The 20,427-nt window shown below is 34.7% G+C and carries 24 protein-coding genes; 18 read left to right on the top strand and 6 right to left on the bottom strand.

The genetic code is table 11. The annotated features are described in order from the left end of the window. Positions 1 to 60: 60 nt before the first annotated feature. From R9X47_RS11605 to R9X47_RS11590, 4 genes are all read right to left on the bottom strand, one after another. Positions 61 to 837 (bottom strand): ABC transporter permease, encoded by a 777-nt coding sequence (locus R9X47_RS11605; protein ID WP_432666987.1) that lies wholly within the window; start codon positions 835 to 837, stop codon positions 61 to 63. A gap of 1 nt (position 838) precedes the next feature. After that, a complete protein-coding gene (locus R9X47_RS11600) occupies positions 839 to 1,615 on the bottom strand; it encodes an ABC transporter permease (protein WP_432666986.1) in 777 nt (258 codons plus the stop codon). 259 nt (positions 1,616 to 1,874) lie between these two features. Beyond that, a complete protein-coding gene (locus R9X47_RS11595) occupies positions 1,875 to 2,759 on the bottom strand; it encodes a radical SAM protein (RefSeq protein ID WP_432666985.1) in 885 nt (294 codons plus the stop codon). Between the two features lie 42 nt (positions 2,760 to 2,801). Continuing rightward, a complete protein-coding gene (locus R9X47_RS11590; protein WP_432666983.1) occupies positions 2,802 to 3,158 on the bottom strand; it encodes a PadR family transcriptional regulator in 357 nt (118 codons plus the stop codon). Between the two features lie 178 nt (positions 3,159 to 3,336). Here R9X47_RS11590 and R9X47_RS11585 point away from each other — a divergent pair, with 178 nt between their 5' ends. The 16 genes from R9X47_RS11585 to nadR all read left to right on the top strand — a co-directional run bounded on the left by R9X47_RS11585 (position 3,337) and on the right by nadR (position 17,265). Further along, positions 3,337 to 3,891, top strand: a complete 555-nt coding sequence (locus R9X47_RS11585) for a rubrerythrin family protein (RefSeq protein WP_432666982.1) — start codon at positions 3,337 to 3,339, stop codon at positions 3,889 to 3,891. A 128-nt stretch (positions 3,892 to 4,019) separates the two neighbouring features. Beyond that, positions 4,020 to 4,778, top strand: coding sequence for a hypothetical protein (locus tag R9X47_RS11580; protein ID WP_432666981.1), 759 nt, complete (start codon positions 4,020 to 4,022; stop codon positions 4,776 to 4,778). 165 nt (positions 4,779 to 4,943) lie between these two features. Continuing rightward, entirely contained in the window at positions 4,944 to 5,558 is a 615-nt protein-coding gene (locus tag R9X47_RS11575) for a class I SAM-dependent methyltransferase (protein ID WP_432666980.1), read from the top strand. A 398-nt stretch (positions 5,559 to 5,956) separates the two neighbouring features. Next, on the top strand, positions 5,957 to 6,709 hold the full coding sequence (locus tag R9X47_RS11570) for a PTS mannose/fructose/sorbose/N-acetylgalactosamine transporter subunit IIC (RefSeq protein WP_432666979.1): 753 nt from the start codon (positions 5,957 to 5,959) through the stop codon (positions 6,707 to 6,709). Beyond that, complete coding sequence (locus R9X47_RS11565) at positions 6,702 to 7,529, top strand: PTS system mannose/fructose/sorbose family transporter subunit IID (protein WP_432666978.1); 828 nt, start codon at positions 6,702 to 6,704, stop codon at positions 7,527 to 7,529. The genes R9X47_RS11570 and R9X47_RS11565 overlap by 8 nt, the downstream gene beginning before the upstream one ends. Before the next feature lie 109 nt (positions 7,530 to 7,638). Beyond that, positions 7,639 to 8,037, top strand: a complete 399-nt coding sequence (locus R9X47_RS11560; protein WP_432666977.1) for a PTS sugar transporter subunit IIA — start codon at positions 7,639 to 7,641, stop codon at positions 8,035 to 8,037. Next, positions 8,037 to 8,522 (top strand): PTS system mannose/fructose/N-acetylgalactosamine-transporter subunit IIB, encoded by a 486-nt coding sequence (locus tag R9X47_RS11555; RefSeq protein WP_432666976.1) that lies wholly within the window; start codon positions 8,037 to 8,039, stop codon positions 8,520 to 8,522. Before R9X47_RS11560 ends, R9X47_RS11555 begins: the two co-directional genes overlap by 1 nt. 69 nt (positions 8,523 to 8,591) lie before the next feature. Then, positions 8,592 to 9,854: a neutral/alkaline non-lysosomal ceramidase N-terminal domain-containing protein gene (locus R9X47_RS11550; protein WP_432666975.1), complete on the top strand. Its 1,263-nt coding sequence runs from the start codon at positions 8,592 to 8,594 to the stop codon at positions 9,852 to 9,854. Between the two features lie 30 nt (positions 9,855 to 9,884). Continuing rightward, a complete protein-coding gene (locus R9X47_RS11545) occupies positions 9,885 to 10,625 on the top strand; it encodes a sugar isomerase domain-containing protein (protein ID WP_432666974.1) in 741 nt (246 codons plus the stop codon). Between the two features lie 85 nt (positions 10,626 to 10,710). Further along, on the top strand, positions 10,711 to 11,445 hold the full coding sequence (locus R9X47_RS11540) for a GntR family transcriptional regulator (RefSeq protein WP_432666973.1): 735 nt from the start codon (positions 10,711 to 10,713) through the stop codon (positions 11,443 to 11,445). Between the two features lie 24 nt (positions 11,446 to 11,469). Then, on the top strand, positions 11,470 to 12,597 hold the full coding sequence (locus R9X47_RS11535) for a Gfo/Idh/MocA family protein (RefSeq protein ID WP_432666972.1): 1,128 nt from the start codon (positions 11,470 to 11,472) through the stop codon (positions 12,595 to 12,597). Between the two features lie 16 nt (positions 12,598 to 12,613). Continuing rightward, positions 12,614 to 13,273, top strand: coding sequence for an HAD family hydrolase (locus R9X47_RS11530; RefSeq protein ID WP_432666971.1), 660 nt, complete (start codon positions 12,614 to 12,616; stop codon positions 13,271 to 13,273). Between the two features lie 30 nt (positions 13,274 to 13,303). Next, positions 13,304 to 14,452, top strand: a complete 1,149-nt coding sequence (nagA, locus tag R9X47_RS11525; RefSeq protein ID WP_432666970.1) for an N-acetylglucosamine-6-phosphate deacetylase — start codon at positions 13,304 to 13,306, stop codon at positions 14,450 to 14,452. A gap of 259 nt (positions 14,453 to 14,711) precedes the next feature. Next, on the top strand, positions 14,712 to 15,542 hold the full coding sequence (locus tag R9X47_RS11520; protein WP_432666969.1) for an AraC family transcriptional regulator: 831 nt from the start codon (positions 14,712 to 14,714) through the stop codon (positions 15,540 to 15,542). 16 nt (positions 15,543 to 15,558) lie between these two features. After that, positions 15,559 to 15,969, top strand: a complete 411-nt coding sequence (locus R9X47_RS11515) for a DUF2000 family protein (RefSeq protein ID WP_432666968.1) — start codon at positions 15,559 to 15,561, stop codon at positions 15,967 to 15,969. A 261-nt stretch (positions 15,970 to 16,230) separates the two neighbouring features. Then, positions 16,231 to 17,265: a multifunctional transcriptional regulator/nicotinamide-nucleotide adenylyltransferase/ribosylnicotinamide kinase NadR gene (gene nadR, locus R9X47_RS11510; RefSeq protein WP_432666967.1), complete on the top strand. Its 1,035-nt coding sequence runs from the start codon at positions 16,231 to 16,233 to the stop codon at positions 17,263 to 17,265. Positions 17,266 to 17,544: 279 nt separating this feature from the next. Here the strand turns inward: nadR and R9X47_RS11505 are convergent, their stop codons facing one another. Together R9X47_RS11505 and R9X47_RS11500 are read right to left on the bottom strand one after the other, a co-directional pair. Beyond that, the gene (locus R9X47_RS11505) at positions 17,545 to 18,132 is read right to left on the bottom strand and encodes a DUF3841 domain-containing protein (RefSeq protein WP_432666966.1); all 588 of its coding nucleotides are present in this window, start codon (positions 18,130 to 18,132) and stop codon (positions 17,545 to 17,547) included. Continuing rightward, positions 18,108 to 18,668 (bottom strand): DUF3841 domain-containing protein, encoded by a 561-nt coding sequence (locus R9X47_RS11500; RefSeq protein ID WP_432666965.1) that lies wholly within the window; start codon positions 18,666 to 18,668, stop codon positions 18,108 to 18,110. Before R9X47_RS11500 ends, R9X47_RS11505 begins: the two co-directional genes overlap by 25 nt. Positions 18,669 to 18,975: 307 nt before the next feature. On the opposite strand from R9X47_RS11500, the gene R9X47_RS11495 reads away from it, so the two are divergent. Together R9X47_RS11495 and R9X47_RS11490 are read left to right on the top strand one after the other, a co-directional pair. Further along, entirely contained in the window at positions 18,976 to 19,488 is a 513-nt protein-coding gene (locus R9X47_RS11495) for a DUF4489 domain-containing protein (protein ID WP_432666964.1), read from the top strand. A gap of 315 nt (positions 19,489 to 19,803) precedes the next feature. Beyond that, complete coding sequence (locus R9X47_RS11490; RefSeq protein ID WP_432666963.1) at positions 19,804 to 20,319, top strand: DUF4489 domain-containing protein; 516 nt, start codon at positions 19,804 to 19,806, stop codon at positions 20,317 to 20,319. The last annotated feature ends 108 nt before the right edge of the window (positions 20,320 to 20,427 follow it).

The following is a 20,427-nucleotide window of genomic DNA, read 5'->3' as shown; positions in this document are numbered from 1 at the left end:
CAATTAGGCTTTGCTTGTTTCTAGATATTAAAAGGAATGATACAGATAACCATCTTGTGCCTAAGTTCCTGTACTAGAATATCTTTTAATGCCTAAACTCCATACTATAAATGATATGGGGGTCATGGCTACTATACCTAAAAAAGGAGCAAACAAATAAAAGAAGTTATGGGATTTCCCGGTGTAGTATAAAAGAGGATAATAACTTACCGAAAAAAAAGGAATAACAAAAGTTAAAATATGGCTGAAGATATTATGGTAGATTGTTGCAGGATACCTTGCTGCCGAACGAGTAGAATAGTGTCCTAGTATGATTATATCTTCATTTTTTCCAGTCCAGAAAGCTGTTGCTGCAAGAATAATACTTACTTCCATATTGATTATTACCGAAGCCATCAGCAAAACTGGTAGGTAAAAGTAAAAATTGCTGCTTACAAAACTACACCTTTGGATGCCCCAGACTCCTACAGCTACAGCCTGTACTACCATACCAAGTCGTTTAAAGTCAATCTTTTGAAGCATTACTTGAATAAGGGCTGAAGCCGGTCTAATAAGTAGTGTATCAAATTTTCCTGAAAGGATTAATTGTTCAAAATTATTGAAGCCATCACCGATAAATCTGTACATTCCAAAACCAAATTCTACAATTGCATATATTAGAGCAACCTCATGAAGTTGCCAACCGTTGATATTCTTGAAGCGCATCAGTATAAAGGCTGTGATTAAAAAATCTCCAAATAGACCTAAAAAATTTCCAAGGACATTAACAAAGAAGTCAAACTTATACTGTGCTTCACTTTTAAAAGAAGCTTTAAATAGTGTTAAGAAGAGTCCCATATTATCCTCCTTGAATAGCCATCTTTTTTGTTAATCTAGTTGTAAGGGTATGTGCAATAGTAAAAAGAACTATTATCCATATCCATTGATTTACACAGGCCTTTATTAAATTATATTGTCCTTGATAAACTGCTGTTGGCACATATGAAGTGTAGGCAAAGGGGAGACCCATGACAATAGATCTAAAGGCCTTAGGATAATATTTCAAGTGGATAAAGGCACCACTAAATATTGTACTAGCAAAATAATAGAGCATCTGAACACCGTTTATAGATATGAACTTAATGCTCCAAAGCCCGATGAAATAGTTTATTAAAAATGAAATTAATATTCCGTTAAATAATGAAATGGAATATGGTAAAATCTGATTAATATCGGGAAGAGACACTCCCATTGCAAAGACACTAAAAAGGAAAATTGGTATTGATCTAAATAGAAAGTTATAAAAAATGTGACCTGAGAATTCAAAAAAACTACCGTATAACAGACCGTAGGGTCGTAACATTTCATAGGCAATTGATCCATCATAGACTTTTTTAGGTATGTAGCATCCATAGGGAATAAACATCACAAGCCAAAGTCCTGCTTGATTGACCATTAAATAAGTTACTGCCTCCATGCCCTCGCGAGAATTTCCTAATACTGCTAGCCAAATCCTAACGTTAATATAACCGAAAACGATGCTGCCGATATTATTAACAAAATGATTTAGTAAGTAGACACGATCTCTTTCAAAGGATTTCTTTGCAAGATTTAATCCTCTAAAAATATCGATCACCCCCAGAAATGAGTTTTGATAGATTTTTTGAAATGCAATTAGTATTGGGGTAGATAAAGTCCCAATAGTGAGCGGATAATCAGTATATCATATTGAAATATTTTGTTCAATATTTATTTAGAAAAGATTTGTTTTTTATGTATTTACTGGATAAAAAAGAAAAACAATAGATTAAACCCAGATTCCTCATGAAAAATTCAAAACTTTGCATGAATAATCTGGGCTAAACAGGTTTTTCTTTTAAAATTATATATGATTTTTAAAGGCTTCCATTTTCTGGACTGCGGAAGTTTGATATATCTAAGCTTAAAGCATAATCTATTTCGCTTAACATGTGATCCTTATCTTCGGGTAGCCTTCCACTAACATCCCAATGATTAGACATATGATCACTTACTAAAGTACTACTAATACCTTCTAAATTTTCAACCAATAGTTTAGTTTCTTTTAGTGCTTCGTGTGGGCTGAGAAGGTGAAATTTGTTTTCTTTATACATCTCATACATAGGTGTATTTTTAAGGGGCATAAAGGTTCTAAATCTAATAAAATCTGGATTGATTTCATTAAGTACTTTAGCGCTGCTAATTGCATGTTGATTTGATAATTTAAGCCCTCCGACACCGACGATATAGTATAAACTAAGGGTAATACCGGCCTCTTTGATCAGTTTTCCGGCTTTAATTGCTTCCTTAGAATTTACCCCTTTATTAATAAACTTTAAGACCTCGTCATCTCCAGATTCCATTCCTGAGTGGAGCCTAGTTAATCCAGCCCTATTTAGAGCTTTGAGTTCATCTAAGGATTTTAAATTGATGTACTGTGATGAACCATACATAGTAATCCTCTCTAAATCCGGAAACAGCTCATTGGCATAATTCAATATCTCTAGTAAATCCTTTGTCTTCATTAGTATAGTATTTCCATCACTAAAGAATATCTTATTAAGGGCATTTCCATAATACTGCTTTGCTAGAAGTAAATCCTCTTTAATCTCCTTTACAGTTCTTATTCTAAATTTGCGACCCTTATACATGTTGCAAAAGTTACACTTGTTATGGGGGCATCCCAAGGTTGCTTGAATAATTATACTGTCAAATTCACTTGGGGGGCGATAAACTACACCTTCATATCTAATAATAATCACTCCAATCTGTACAGTTATATGGGTATTTAACTTAAAATACTGCTATTTATGAGGATTAATCTCTTCGGAATTTAACTCTTGGAACCTATTGAGAAAAAGATTTAGATTAGCAATCTTGGCCTCGATATCTTTCTTAAACTCAGATAGTTTGTTAAGGCCCTTTTCCGTAATATAATAATATTTTTTAGCAGGCCCTGAATCGGAGGTATCCCACTCTGGTCTAACTAATTCATCGCTCTCCAATGATTTTAAAGATCTATATATTGCGGCACAGTCTATCTTGCTATCTGGAATTAATTCGGTCATCTTCTTTTGTAGATCTAATCCATAGGAAGGTCCCTCTGCCAGAAAAAGAAGGACAAAAGCAGGTGCATGATGAATCTGTTTGAGCTTTTTCATAATGTCCACTCCTTAATAAACATATATATGTTAACAACATAATAGTATAAAAAACATATATATGTCAATACAGAGATTATATGAAAGATCTCATAAATTACTTAGCTTGTGAATAGGATGTAGAACTAATGGAAATAATTGAGAAAGTGAAAACTTCATATAAAAGGAGGAGATAGACATGTCAGTTCAAAATGCTATGACTGCAGATTTTTTAAGATCTGCATACGGTGGAGAGAGCATGGCTCATATGAGGTACTTAATTTGGGGAGACGTTGCAGATAAAGAGGGTATGCCGAATATAGGAAAACTTTTTAGAGCTATTGCCTATGCTGAATGGGCCCATGCAGATAATCATTTTAGGGTATTGGGAGAACAAAAAGGAGACTTTACTGTTCCTGCTGGCGCCGTCTTTGGAGTTGGAAAAACTGCAGAGAATCTACAGGGGGCTATCGATGGAGAACTGCACGAAGTAGAACAAATGTATCCCGTATATCTTGAAACAGCTAAGTTTCAAGAAGAAAAGGGAGCACAAAAGGCCTTTCACTATGCTCTAGAGGCAGAAAAAATCCATGCTAAATTATTCAAGGACGCTCAAGATCTAGCTAAAGAAGGAAAAGACATGGATTTAAATGCAGTGTATGTCTGTCCAGTATGCGGTCACACAATTGTAGATGATCTACCAGATAAATGTCCAGTTTGTGGAGCGAAAAAAGAAATGTACAAGGAGTTTTAGAATAGCCATATCTTTAAATTTGAGAGTGCTATAAATAAAGAGAGATGTTTAAAAAATAACTGTTGACTAAAAATATTAGTGTAACAGTTATTTTTTTATTCAAAATACAGGTTAAAATGAGGGTGATTATGAGAAATACATTCAAGTTACTTGATATATTTAAAGCAAATATAAAGGAGCTAGTGGATAAAGAGAAATATGAAAAGAATGATTTGTTGAATGAAAGGTTTTTAATTACAAATAGAGATGAAATTGCTATCTACTATTCTTCTCATAATGAAATGATCAATGAAAAGGCAGAGATACTAATTGTAGGTATATGCCCTGGGTGGAGGCAGATGGAGAGATCAATTAGACTTACCAAGAAATTATTGAGTGTAAGCATTTCTGACGATGAGATTTCAAGGAGGGTTAAATTAAAAACTCGGTTATTTGGAACTACACGGAATAACTTAATCAATATGCTCAGTAGCCTTGAGCTTCATAAGATGCTTGGGATTAGTTCGGCTGATAAACTATTTGATGATGAGTATAAGTATTTACATACCACATCATTAATTAGATATCCAGTTTTTATTAGTGGAAAGAACTATAATGGTAACGTTCCGAGCCTATTAAAGAATGATTTTCTATTTAACATAGCTTCAAAATCAATTAAGAATGAGATTAATAGTTTATCCAAGGTGAAATTGATTTTACCACTGGGAAAAGCAGTTGAAAAGTTTTTGTGCAATATTTATGCGAAAGATAAAAATATCTATGAAAAAATAATTAAGGGATTTCCCCATCCTTCTGGACTTAATGGCCATAGAATTAGATTCTTCAAAGAGAATTTTAGTGACTTAAGGTTACAATTTTTAGCTAAGTTTGAAGAATCAAATCATTAACATATATCAATCTATGGTAGGGATGAAAAATTTTTAAAAATAGAAATAGTGAAACATATTGATACCAGAAAAAATTGGGTATAGAATAGTATATAACATTACATATGAGCGGTTGTTCATATGTGTGAAAGATGCTTGAATATCTAAAAGGATGGTGGAATAGATATGAACAATGAAAAAAACATAAAAATATTTAGTAAGTGGTCTAAGCTTTACGATATATTTTTCGGAAGTAAAATAATAAATAAACAGAGAGAAAAGGCAATAAACCTTTTAAGGCTCCAAGAAAATGATAGAGTGCTTTTAATTGGAATTGGAACAGGGGAAGATTTAAAATTTTTGCCTAAAGATGTGAAGGTTACAGGAATTGATATAACCGATGAAATGCTTGAGATTACTAGGAATAAGGGAGAAAATCTAGGAATAAATAATCTTGAAATAATAAATATGGATGGACAAAATTTAGATTTTACCAATGAATCCTTCGATGCAATAGTTCTGAATCTGATTTTAGCGGTAATTCCAGATGCTAGTAAATGCTTAAGAGAAGCTGAAAGAGTATTAAAACCGGATGGCAAGATAGTTATCTTCGATAAATTTTTAGAAGCGGATAAGAAGGTTGGGGTTTTCAGAGAAATTTTAAATAAAATAACGACTAGCCTTGGAACCGATATAAATAGAAGATTTTCAGAGATAATGAAAGATACTAATTTGAAAATAACAGAAGAGAGAGAAAGTATGCTTAGAGGTATGTATAGAATTATATTGCTTCAAAAATAGTCATTGTGAATGATCAAAATTAAAAAAAGTCAAAAGGGGATGTCTCAGAATGGCGAATTTCTGCGTTATTTGAAATGTGCACCGACTTGGCACGTACGTTAGTACTAGCCAAACCGCCTAGATTTCAAAACCTTGAACTCCACTCATTCTGAAACACCCCGGGGCTGTGCTCATGAGAAAACTTGAGACAGTCCCTTTTTTTATGAAGATGAAATGAAGGCCGTACAAAATAACAAAATTGGTATATACATTATTATAACAACATACATTTATTATAACAGAGATCTAACAAGATATAAGGGAGGTGAAAGAGGCTAAAATAAATAGATTGGAGGTTGATAAGTAAACAAGTATAATAGTGAATTTATGGAATTTAATAAAATAAAGGGGGGAGACCCATGGATGGATACGGAATCTTCATACCTATTGTACTCGGAATATGGGCATATATCTCTATAATTGGAACATTGACAGGATTGTGGTGGGCGGAAGCACTGATTAGTGGTGCAATTACAGGAATGGTTGTGGGAGACTTTAATCTAGGATTGCAGATTGGAGCAACCTTGACTTTAATGTCTCTTGGTATGTGGACTTATGGTGGAGCTACTATGCCTGACTTTAATACAGGCGCAATAATAGGTACAGCAATCGGTGCTTTGGCAGGAGCAGGTACTAATTCTCTTGAAGTAGGATTGGCCGTTGCCATACCAACATCAATTTTAATGACTCAATTAGATATATTAGCACGTGCATCAACAACTGGCTTTATTCATGCTGCTGATAAACATGTAGAAGAAGGTAATATTAAGGGAGTAACAAAAATGCACTTATTAGGACAATTACCTTGGGGGTTAAGCCGAGGATTACCAGTGTTTTTAGCAGTATGGTTAGGTGCAGGTCCAGTACAGAAGGTTATAGATTGGATGCCTGAGTGGTTTATGGGAAGTATGTCATTGGCAGGTAAAATGCTTCCAGCATTAGGATTTGCATTATTACTTTCTCAAATGGATCTTAAAAAATACTGGCCATTCTTATTAATAGGATATATCCTACTTGGATACGTGAACATGCCTATTATGGGTATAGCCTTAGCAGGGATCGCAATAGCTATTGTTTATACAAACCTAAAGGGAGGTGTAACTAATGGCTAATGAACAATCAAAAACTAAAATAGATAAGGCTACCTTAAAGAAATGCTTGTGGAGGGATGCCATCACTCTGCAATGGTCTTGGAACTATGAAAGAATGCAGGCATTAGGATTTCTATGGGCAATACTTCCTGTACTTCAAAAGATATACGCAAAGGGCGATGAATTGAAGGAAGCAATGAAAAGACATCTACATTTCTATAATACAAACCCCGTATTTTCACCACTTATCTTAGGTGCAGCCATTGCACTAGAGGAAGATAAAGCAGGTAATGCAGCTAGTAGTATTAAGGTAGGATTAATGGGTCCGCTTGCTGGTATTGGAGATACCCTGATGGCGATTCTCTATAGACCAATAATTGCAGTTATTGCTGCGTCATTAGCAATGAGTGGAAGTTCATTGGGACCTTGGTTAATATTCTTCTCTGGAATCCTATGGATGGCAGTTAAAGTACCTTTATTCTGGTTTGGTTACAACCGAAGTACAGCTTTAATTAGTGATGTAATGGGTGATGGAATCCTTAATAAGGTTACTGAAATAGCTTCGATTGCGGGACTTATCGTAATAGGTGGATTTATACCGAGTATTCTCAGCAGAGTAAAAACTCCACTGAAATATGCAAAAACCGTTACCATTAATGGAGAAGCCGTAGAAAAGGTTGTAGAGCTTCAAGGAATCTTAGATAAACTTTTCCCATACCTGATTCCAATCCTTATTGTTGGTCTTTCCTATTGGCTGATAAAAAGAAAGATGTCACCGGTTAAGGTACTCCTTGTACTACTAGGATTAGCTTTTGTTACTAACATATTAGGAATCCTATAGATCTAAATATTGTTTACTAAATATACCCGGTCTCCTTTTATAACAATCCACTCCTTATAAAAGGAGACCGTTTAAAATGCTCTTGGTTTAACGAAAAGGGGGAGAAATATTGATAGGAATAGTATTGGCAAGCCATGGAAGACTTGCGAAGGAAATGTTGAATTCTGCTGAGATGATTATGGGGCCTCAGGAGAATATAATTGCATTAGCCTTAGAACCAAATGATGACCCAATGAAACTAAAAGAAAGTATAAAAGAGTCTGTAGAAAAGGTTACAGGGGATGAAGGGGTAATTGTATTAGTAGATTTGATGGGTGGATCTCCAAGTAATGCCGCAGCCTATGTGGCAAAGGAAGGTATCCCAGTGATTACAGGCATGAACTTATCAATTTTATTAGAGCTTATTGGTATGAGGTACAGTATGACCGATGAGTTGATTCAAAACATTATTGAAGCTGGTAAAGAAGGGATTATAGATATCAGAGAAATTTTTAGGGGGTTAAACTAATGATAGTACATATGAGAATAGATAACAGATTGATTCATGGACAGGTTACTACGAGCTGGGTTGGAGCAGTAGGTGCGGACTTGTTAATGGTGGTAAATGATGAGGTTTCGAAGGACCCTATTCAAAAGCAAATGCTTCCCCTTGCAGCTAGAGGAGTAAAAACCCTGGTTCTTTCAATACAGGATGCAGTTGATTATGTTAATTCGAGCACAGCAAAAGAAAAGATCATGATATTAGCAAAGTTTCCTAGTGATGCCCTTGCACTATTAGAAGCTGGTCTAAAGCCCCAGGAAGTTAACGTAGGAAACCAAGCGCCAATACCTGGAACTAAATATAAAATGGTTACTAAGTCCATTGCTGTAACACCAGAAGATGCTGATATATATAGAAAAATAGAGGCTCTAGGATTTAATTTAATAACTCAGATGATGCCCTCTAATTCACCAAAAGGATTTATTAAAGTTATTACGTCTAAGGGATTTTAAACTCTATAGTTGGGATGGGTCTATGGCCTATCCTAATATTTAATTCTCTAAGTAGTGGAGGGATTAGAAATGAGAATAGGCTTTTCTAGACATAACATAACTCCACAGATACCTATTTATATGGCAGGCTATGCAGAGAGAAAAGGACCTGCTCAAGGTGTCAACGATACACTTTATGCGAAGGCCATTGTCCTAGAAGATGATAATGAAAAAAAGATTGCTCTGATATTTTTAGATTTATTATATGTTACCAAGGCACAGGTGGATATTATAAGGGACAAGGTGAATGAATTAACGGGTATTAAAAGAAGCCATATTATCATTTCCTCAAGCCATACACATTCAGGTCCCTTAACCTATAACTACCCCCTATTTGGAGGATATGATTCTACCTATGAGGAGTGGCTTTTAAAAGTAATACCGGGCTTGGTGTTACAGGCTTCTAATAGCACCAGGGAGTGTAAACTTGGATGGTATCAAAGTGAAGTTTATGATATAGGAGCAAATAGAAGGGACCAAAATGAAAAAAGCGAAACCTATATAACCGTCATTAGCTTTGCAGATCTGAACAATAAGCCTATAGCCGTTCTATTTAACTACAATTGTCACCCCACTGTGCTATCATGTGAAAACTTAATGATCTCTGCTGATTTCCCAGGGGCCGCCATAAAATCGCTAAAAAGAATTTATGGAAATGATGTATTGTTTGCCTTTAGTAATGGAGCCTGTGGAGATATAAGTACTAGATTTACGAGAAGAAATCAAAGCATTGATGAAAAAGATAGGATAGGTAGAATTTTAGCGGCTGAGGTTATCAAGGCAATAGAAAAAATCCAATATGAAAAACAAACTAACATCTCATTGATTGAGAAACACTTTAAACTAAGTAAAAGAGAAATACCTCCTAAGGAACAACTAGATAAAGAGATAGAGGAATGTAAAAACAAATTACAAGATATAGAGAGCAGTAATTCCCAGCATAATGAAATAAGAGTGATGAAAACTGCACTACAGGGATATGAAATTTTGAAAATGCTAAAAGAGTACAAAGATGCCTTAGAATATGAAGGAATTATAACAGCCATTGGATTGGGGCAGGGATGTATAGTAACACAGCCAGCAGAATTATTTTCAAAACTTGGCAAGCAAATCATGAAAGAATCTCCATTTCCTATCACTATGATTATGGGATATTCCAATGGCGTTATCGGATATCTACCTGATAAAGATTCATATTTACAAGGGGGATACGAGTCACTATCATGTCGCTTCAAGTGCGGTTCAGGGGAAGAACTAGCTAATATGGTACTTAAACTCATAGAGGAGTTATAGTCTAGTATAACAATAGGGGAGGTAGTTAATATGATTGATTCAAGAAATTTTTTTAAAGAAGCTGAGAAAAGTATAGAGAAGCTCAAGGCTACACAGGTGGAAAATATAGAGAAAGCAGCTAAGATGTTAACCGAGAGAATGTTAAATAATGGTGTGGTGCACATATTTGGAACAGGGCATTCAAAGTGTTTTGCCATGGAGTTAGTTAATAGAGCCGGTGGTCTAGTACCTATGAATAAAATTGTACTTGATGATCTAGCATTAAAGGGAATAATCCCAAGCGTTGACCTAAAGGACCCAAGCTTTGAAAGAAACCCTAATAATGCTCGTAAGCTGTGGGAGCTTTACAATATTCAAAAAAATGACGCCTTTATTATAGTATCAAACTCAGGACGAAATGGTTCAATTGTAGAATTTGCATCTATAGTAAAGGAAAAAGCTATGCCGCTGATAGTAGTAACCTCCATGGAGCATACAAGAAGTATAGATTCAAGACATCCAAGTGGCAAAAAACTTTATGAGCTTGGAGATGTGGTTATTGATAATTGTGGACCTGTTGGAGATGCTCTAATGCCGGTTGCAGATATGAAAATAAAGGCTTGTTCCATATCATCAATAACTGGAGCCTTTATAGCGCAAGCTCTAACGGCGGAGATAGTAAAGGGATACTTAGAGAAGGGTGAAACTCCCCCAATTTTAATCAGTTACAATGTTGATAATGCAGATGAACATAACGATAAGCTTCTCAAAAAATATGAGGGGAGAATATAATAGGTACCCATATCTATAATAGATGCAGTGTCTAAATTGGTATACACATTATACCAATTTAGACACTGATTTGGGAGGAATTGAATTGAGAAAGGTTACTAAAGAAAGTCCGTTACCATTATATTATCAATTAAAGGAAATATTACTCGAAATGATCGAGAATGAAGAATTAAAGCCCGGTGATCCAATACCCCCAGAACGAGAATTATGTGAAGCCCATGAAATAAGTAGAATGACAGCTAGGAAGGCTGTTATGTCCTTGGTAAATGAAGGGGTAGTCTTTAGAGAACAGGGTAGAGGAACCTTTGTTGCAAAACCTAAGATCAATCAAAAAATATCAAATCTTAGAGGATTTACTGAGGAAATGAAAGAAAAGGGACTGATTACAAAAACACAACTTCTATCATTTAAAATCAAAAAAGTTACAAAGGAAAATAAGAAGCATTTAGAAATGTTAGGCAAAGACGATAAGGTAATTGAGATAAAAAGGTTGAGGTATGTCGATGAAGAACCATTTTGCATAGAGGTTGCATCCATACCCCATGAGCTATGCCCAGATATGAAAAGAGATCATGTAGAAAATAATTCATTATATAATTTGCTTGAAGAAAAATACGGATTTAGATTAAAATACGCTAAACAAACGATAGAACCAATAATGTCCGATGAATATGAGAGCGATTTGCTAAATCAAAAGGAGAAAGCGCTATGTCTGCTTTTCAGAAGAAAAACCTATCTAGAAAACGACAGGATTATTGAGTATACAAAGGCAATCTATAGAGGAGATATCTACAAATATGAAATAAGGCTTGATAGATAGAGAGTGAAAAGGGAGGTGTATTGCGTGAAAATTAACTATTCTTTAGCAGGAATGGGGGGAATAGCCAGGGTACATTTAATGGGATTAAGAAACATACCATTGATGGGACTTCAGCTAGGTGCTGATATCAATTTGACAGGCCTACTAACTACTCACATAAAGGAAAATCGTAAATGGGCCCATGGAATTGGATTTGAAAATGTTGTTGGCACCATGGAGGATTTAGTTAAAATCCCAGATTTAGATGTGATCGATATATGTACTCCAAATTACCTGCATAAAGAGCAGATAATGGCAGTCATTGAAGCAAAGAAGCATGTTTACTGTGAGAAGCCATTAGCACTAAACAAGGACCAAGCTATAGAAATCATGGATAAGTTAGAAGAAAATTATGTTCATAATCAGATGGGTTTTGTTCTAAGATTTTTACCGGCAGTTATGCGAGCGAGGGCGATAATTAAAAGTAACATATTGGGGAAGATTTATGCTATTCGTGGAGAACTTTATCATTCAAGCTATCTTAATCCACAGAAAAAATTGACATGGCGACTTAATAGGGCAAAAAGTGGAGGAGGAGCCCTAGCTGATTTAGGAAGCCATATGATAGACTTAGTTCACTTTCTGTTGGGAGAAATTGAAACGGTACAGGCTTGGACTGATACAATAGTTACTCAAAGATCTACAGATAGTGGTGAACTTAGAGACGTTGATGTAGATGATTGGGCACTGCTTATGGTCAAATTGAAGAATGGCGCAAAAGGGACTATCGAGGCTTCTAGAGTTGCCGTTGGCAATGAAGGAACTAGAATAGAGATATATGGTGAGAAGGCTTCTATCTATATAGATCCAGATAATACATATTTCCCAAGGGTTATTGATAATAGATCAAAGGAAATAGATGGTATTGATCAGTTAATAGACCATGAAGAGATTAATGAACTATTAAAAATATTTCCTACCCCTAAGCTTTCTCAAGGTTGGATGGTTGATATCCATGCGGCGAGCTTAGGATGTTTCTTAAAGACAGTAATGACAAATAATAAGCTATCATTTGCCCCGGATTTTGTGGAAGGATATAAGACTCAAGTAGTAGTAGATTGTGCCTATAGGTCATCTAAAGAGAATGGATTGCCAGTCAATATAGACTATTAAGGGAGAGGTTTTAAAAATGATAAAGGCTATAATATTTGATATGGATGGAGTAATAATTGATAGTGAACCAATTCATAAGCAAGTTGAAAAAAGTATTTTTGAAAGACTAGATATAGAAGTAAGTGAAGAAGAACACAACTCCTATGTGGGAAAAACAAGTATGGGTATGTGGAATGAAATAAAGATAAAGCATAACCTGGGGGAAGATATTTTGGCGAAAGAAATAGTAAGGTTAGAGGTAGATAGATATATAAAACATCTATTAGCCTCTGAGGATATAAAGCCCATAAGTGGAGTGAAGGAATTTGTTAATGAGTTATATATAAATAATATTAAATTGGCCCTAGCATCATCGGCAGTAAGAAGAAGCATTGAAACAGTAATCAATTTATTTGAACTAGAGGAATACTTCGCTATAAGAATATCGGGAGAAGATATTAAAAATAGTAAGCCATGTCCAGACATATTTTTAGAGGCTGCTAAGGAGCTAGGCGTAAATCCTATAGAATGTGTTGTAATAGAAGACTCGAGAAATGGTGTTATAGCAGCTAAAGCGGCTGGTATGAAATGCATAGGGTTTAAAAATCCTAATTCTGGAGATCAAGACTTATCAAGAGCAGATAGGGTTATCGACTGCTTTTCTCAGATAGATTATAAAAAGATAATAGAAATGTAGTGTTGGTTATCGAGAGAAGGGAAGAAAATAATGAAAGCAATTAGAAATGTAAACATAGTTTTAACCGATAGAGTCATTTTAAATGGAACAATAGTCTTTGATGAAAAAATTCAAGAAATTTTGCATTCAAGTGATTTAAGTAAATATAAGGACATTGAAGTTATCGATGGCATGGGCGGGTATGTTACACCGGGTTTTATTGATATCCATATCCATGGCTTCTATGGCCACGATACGATGGAGGGCAGTTATGAAGCAATAAATACCATGAGCAAGAATGTAGTTAAAACCGGTGTAACTAGTTTTCTGCCAACAACAATGACTATGGAATATAAGATAATTAAGAGGGCACTAGAAAATGTAGTCAGTATTAAAGAAGAAAAGTTTGATGGAGCCAAAGTTCTAGGAGTTAACCTGGAAGGTCCCTTCATCAATCCTAAATATAAGGGTGCTCAAATGGAGGAATATATATTAGAACCTGATATTCAGTTGATTGAAGATTATCTAGACATTATTAAGATTGTCACCGTTGCACCAGAGATTTCCGGAGCAGAGGATTTTATAAAGAAAATCAAGGAAAAGGGAATAGTTACTTCTGTAGGTCATTCCGGTGCAACCTATGAAGAAGTAGAAAGAGCAAGGGAGTGGGGACTTAGCCACGCTACTCATCTGTTTAATGCCATGACTGGCTTACATCATAGAAAACCAGGAGTAGTAGGGGCTGTACTTTCGACTGAAATGACCTGTGAAATAATAGTTGACAATGTTCATCTCAATCCAGCGATACTAAAGATTATTACAAGGGCAAAGGATAATAAGGATATAATCTTAATCACTGATTCTATGCAAGCAGGAGGCCTAAGTGAGGATGTATATTCACTAGGAGGCCAGAAAGTGATAGTTAGAAATGGAGAAGCACGTTTAGAAAGTGGAGCCTTGGCTGGAAGTGTCTTAACGATAGATAGGGCCATAAGAAATATGCTTAGTGCCACTGGACTACCTATTAATGAAGTTGTTAACATGGCCACCATAAATCCTGCTCGTCTACTGAAAATAGATGATAAAATAGGGCACTTAAAAGAGGGGCTACAGTCGGATATTGTTCTACTGAATAGAGACTTTAGAGTTGAAAAGGTTTATCTTGAAGGAGAAAACAAGTTGGAGCAAACAAAGCTGTGAGTTTCCTTGCAATTTCATCAATGCCGAGAAGACATAGTAATGTAACATAAGGAGTCAAAAGGAATTATCTACTTTTGACTCCTTAGTTTTGATGTTGATTAATACTAAGAAAAAAATAGAGCAATTTTATCCAATACAATATTATTTTGCTTTGATATAATTAAGGCATAGGTAAGAAGCTTGAAAATATTGTGAATTCAAAATAGAAATTGTTACTTACTCTGAGAGTTTTCATGCCGTTTATATATAGGTGATTAAAATGAAAGTAAAAGATACCTTTTCCTACTATAAATCTGAATATATGCCTAATATAACCTTGTTAAATGCTTCGATTTGCGATTTTAAGTACAAGAGGCATGCCCATGAGGATTTTGCAATTGGGGTTACTGAAAGTGGATATCAAAGCTTTTATTGTAATGGTCAATATCATAAAGTGCCAGCCGGTGGAATAATGCTCATTAATCCAGAAGAGCTGCATGATGGATATTCAGAAACTAAGTATGGTTACACATATAACATGCTATATATTCCTAAAGGGATTTTCAAAGAGGTATATAAGGAAGTTTCAGGATATAAATCCTATGATTTTAGATTTAAAAATACTGTTCTCTTCAACAAGAATCTTTCCAATCAGCTTATGATATTCATGAATCTTGTAAAAAGGAATCGATTAGATAATCTCCTAGGGGAAGAACAGTTTTTAAATATCATTACCCAGTTAATAGCTGAAAATAATTGCCTTGAGATCGATTCGAACTCTGTGAAGACCGATGGAAAGGTTGTTCGAGAAGCTAAGGAATTTATAGCAAGTAATTTGAATAGAAAAATTTCTATTGATGAAGTTGCTCAAAATGTAAATGTATCTAAATATCATTTTATTAGAATGTTTAAAAAACACACAGGAAGAACACCTTATCAATATACAATAGAATGTAGAATAGAAGCTGTTCGTAAAGCCATTGAAGATGGAGAAGATATTTTATATTCCGCTGAAAAATACGGATTTTGTGATCAAGGACATTTGAATCGAAGGTTTAAGGAGGTATATGGAATAACACCATATAGGTTTAAGAACTGCTTTTACACATAGATGATGGAGGGAATAAATGATGAAGTTCGATACCAAGATTGCAGTTGTATTGCTTGAAAATCTAGAAACGTGGAAAAAACTCAATGTAACAGCCTTCTTAATGAGTGGCATAGGTGGGACACAGGACATAATAGGAGAACCATACGAAGATGGATCTGATAGGGTGTATTTACCAATGTCTAAACAACCTATTCTCATTTTTTCAGCGGATGAATCACAGATTAAAGATGTATTTTTCAAGGCAATGAAAAGGGAAATTCCTATGACCATTTACACAAGAGAGCTGTTTGAAACCTACAATGATATAGATAACCGAGCAGCCGTTAAAAAAGTTCAAACAGATGGTTTAGATATTGTTGGTTTTGCCCTTATGGGTAAGAAAAATCAGGTTGATCGTGCTTTAAAAGGATTAAAGCTTCACCCCTAGTTCAAGAAGATAGATATTTTAATTGAAAAAAATAATCAATGATGAAGCAAATAAAGAATAGAGTATTTTCCTTGTTTTAAGGAAGGTGCTCTTTTTTTATCGACCTATAGGTGGTATTATTAAATAAAATAAAAATTGTTCCATCATAATTATTTGTTGAAAACAAAGAATATTATTAATAAACTGTTAGTAAAGTGATTTTATTTATTGAAATTATAATATTTTATAGATATATTTTTAACAATCGGAGAGGTGACGTTTATGTATAAAATAGGAGTGTTTCCAGGCAAATTTCTACCTCCTCATAGAGGTCAGTTAAATGCTATTATCAATGCATCCACCAGATGTGAAAAGCTCTATGTTGTAGTGTCGGATAATGCTAATGTGACAAAAAGGCTATGTGAACAATCGGGTATAAAGGTCATGGATTTGAAGACAAGAGCAAAATGGTTGTCTATTGAACTACAAAACTTTGATCATATTCAGGTTGTAATGTTAGATGAAACAGGCATTCCAGAACAACCTAGGGGATGGGATGCCTGGGCCGAGTTATTAATAGAGACCGTACCTGAAAAATTTGATGTGGTATTTGGAGGTGAACCCAAATATCAAGAACCATTAGGAATAAACCTTCCAGGTGTAGCCTATGAGTTATTTGATTATAAGCGTGAAAGATATCCAATAAGTGGAACAGCCATAAGAGATAATGCTCTAAAGCATTGGGATTATATTTTAGGAAGTGTAAGGCCTCACTTTGCAAAGAAGGTACTGATTACTGGAACAGAAAGCTGTGGAAAAACTACAGTAACTAAATATCTGGCAAAAATATTCCATACCTCGTGGGTAGAAGAAGTGGGAAGATATTACTCAGAAAGATATCTTGGAGGCAATGAAGACGTATATACCTTGGAAGACTTTGAAAAAATAGTACAGCTTCATATGGAAGAAGAGGATAAATCCATTAGAACAGCCAATAAGATCGTATTCATAGACACAGACGCTACAGTAACTCAATACTATTGTGAAATGTTTCTTCATGAGAAAAGCGAAAAGATAGACTCATTAATAGATCCAGATAGATATGATATTGTGCTAATGTTTGCTCCTGACGTTAAATGGGTAGATGATGGATTAAGGTGGCTTTCCGGTGATGACCGAAGATGGCAGCTTCACAATAAACTCAAGGATATGTACATAGAAAGAGGATTCGGCGATAAAATCATAGAAATCAGCGGTGATTATAACGAAAGACTGAATAAAGCAATTGAAATAATAGATAAAATGTTAAACGTATAACCAATTAACTACTAGCTGCTAGTTCCTTGTTACTAGGTTTTCAGAGTAATTATTTTTGAGTCTCTAAATCTAATAGACTTGACCTAAGGTTCCTAGCGGCTATTATTATTTGCTATTAAAAAAAGATAGTGCAATAAAAAGCATATATTGCTATAAAAGTCGAAAATGTGACTCGGGGACTGACCCATCTGACATGCGATCTTCTCAGCGTGTCCGGGGCTCTGTCCCTGTGTCATATTTTCCAAACTCGAGCACAAAACACTTCGGGAAGAATTGATCTTACCCCTTTTTAACATCAACAAGCCAAGACTTTTTTATCTCCCACAAACTACCTTGAATTGCCCCTTCAAACACCCTATTCGATTTTACTATCTCGTTATGTTTAAACAAATTATCCCAACTTTTTCTAACCTCTGATTTTAGTTGAGGATAATAGGGATTCATAAAGATTTCCGTTTCATCTTGAATATTATAGGATTTCAGTTTATTATCGTACTTCAATCCATCTTGACTATTCTTTGGTAAATATCTTAAATTTAAAATTCTATTCCAATCTTCCATTTTAAAGAAAATAATATCTTCTATGGGAACTTCCAATTCAAGCAAATAGCTATCTTCAAAATATCCGGAATACTTAGCATCAATATATGTCCATATAGGATACTCAGCTCCTTCAGGTTTAGCAACTATATTTTTTGCCTTACTAACAAACCAATCGTAGCATTGCAAAAAGATATGGGATACTTCTCTATATTTCATCTCAATAAACTCTTTCTTCACATGATAAACGCCCTTTTCTTCTAATGTGTCTATAACTATAGGATTTTGTGTAGTATATAGGGTTACCTTATTATCTTTTGAATCCATTCTTCTTTAACCTCCCATATAGTACCTTGCATTACATCGGATAAATCATAGGAATTGTCGAATAATCTATCCCAGCTTTTAATGATTTTTCTTTTTATTTGGGGATAGAAATTACTCATGTATGCACTGGAATCATCGGATAATCCATATTTTTTTAGGAGTTTATCATGCTCGGTTTCATCTTCTCTGCTTATAGGAACGTACCAGTAATTTACGATTCTACCCCATTTCTCCACATCCATTGTTATAACCATATCCCTATCGATTAGCAGCTCTAGTACAACACTTCCTTCAACGGGCTGAAGCATATAATTTGCACTTATTGACACCCAAATAGGGTACTTAACATCATGGGGCTTAGGGACAATTTCTTGAGCCTTTTTCGTGTACCACTTATATACATCTAGAAAAACATCAGAACAATTCTCCATTTTATTTGTAATATATTCCTCTTTAACAATATATCTACCGTGTTCCTTTAAAACATTTAAAATGCCTTCATCCTGCCTTGTCCATATCCTTATCTTTTCACACATGATTTTTCCGTCCTCCTTCAATATCAATAAGTGATTAAATACTAATCTTGATTATATTTTATGATAAAATTTTACCAACTTCAACCAAGTTGCTTAATAATCTTTCGAAAATTATAAAAGAGTATTATTCTAGAATACTCCTTTTGTTGATATAAAATGCACCTAGTAACTAGCACACTTTAAGAAGTCTGGCATATTATGTAGTAATGTAGTGACGGAAAAAGCATTTCCTAACTTAATGTATGGAAGTTAATTATTTAAATTCTATAAAATATAGAATTTGGAATGATAAGGGGGAATTAATTAAATGGCAGGTTTTATTGTAAACAACAGCTGCGGATGTAGCGGAAGCGATTCTAGAAGAACAATATTGGAATGTGGAAGATCAGTAGAAGTAGCAGATTTTAACATTATAGACCTACAACAAACATTTACTTTAGCTCGTGTTTTTATTGATACCAGTTCATTGAATACCCAGGTTAAGATTGACTTTTCAACTATGATACTTTTCGAGAGTGATGTTGATGCAGGTGATATCGATATTTCGCTAACTTTCAAACTAAACAGAAGGTGCGGAACGGCAGGTGCATCGGTTTTAAAAACATGGGATTATAGAAAGAAATTTATGACTGCTGATCTAACAACAATTATTCGTGAAGCATTCAACTTCTCTTTCTGTGATGACCAGGAATGCCCAGATGGCGACCCGCGTGAATACTTCCTTGAAGTAACGGCAAATCCAGCTAATGATTTTGTTGGTATTGTAACTGCAACTGTGAATCCAGATGGTGCTGCTTTTATTAGCGCATTAGCCCAATAATCTAATAGCTTAGAAGATAAATAGATACGGATAATTCGTATTGGAAATTGTTGGAGAATAAATTATAGAGCTATCAAGATAGGTTATTATAAAATCTTGATAGCTTTTTTTGTTGTGTAAGTAATCTATAGAGGTTAAATAGGTTTAATAAAGATATTTAGAATGAGTAAAAATAGATCCAATAACTAGTACACTTTGAAAATTATAGCATAGTATGTAGTGACCCAGAAGGTACTTCTTTATGTAGGGTTTAAGAATTAACTAGTTAAATCATAAGAGGTATTGAAGCTAGAATGATAAGGAGGAACTAACTAAATGACAGGTTACGTTGTAAAAAATAATTGTGGATGCGACGGTAAGGATAAAAAAAGAATAATATTGGAATGTGGAAGATCAGTAGAAGTAGCAGATTTTAATGTTGCTGTAGACCAAGAGCAAACATTTATCTTAGCTCGAGTTTTTATAGATACCAGTTCATTGAATACTCAGGTTAAGATTGATTTTTCAACTATTATACTTTTCGAGAGTGATGTTGATGCAGATGATATAGATATTGCACTAACTTTTAAACTAAACAGAAAGTGCGGAACGGCAGATCCATCGGTTTTAAAAACATGGGAATATAGAAAGAAATTTATGACTGCTGATCTAACAACAATTATTCGTGAAGCATTCAATTTCTCTTTCTGTGATACTCAGGAATGCCCAGATGGCGACCCTCGCGAATACTTCCTTGAAGTAACGGCAAATCCAGCTAATGATTTTACTGGTATTGCAACTGCAACGGTCAATCCAGATGGTGCCGCTTTTATTAGTGCAATAGCTCAATAGTATAAGCTCTAAATGTAGGGATAGACCATTTAGAGATCATTGGAGAAAAAATCATAGAGCTATCAAGATAGGCTAGTAAAATCTTGATAGCTTTTTCCTTTGCTAACA

Source organism: Wukongibacter baidiensis (assembly GCF_050888315.1).
Taxonomy (GTDB): Bacteria; Bacillota; Clostridia; order Peptostreptococcales; family Caminicellaceae; genus Wukongibacter; species Wukongibacter baidiensis.
The sequence above is the reverse complement of the archived record's forward strand: the minus strand, read 5'-3'. Positions and strand labels throughout refer to the sequence as shown.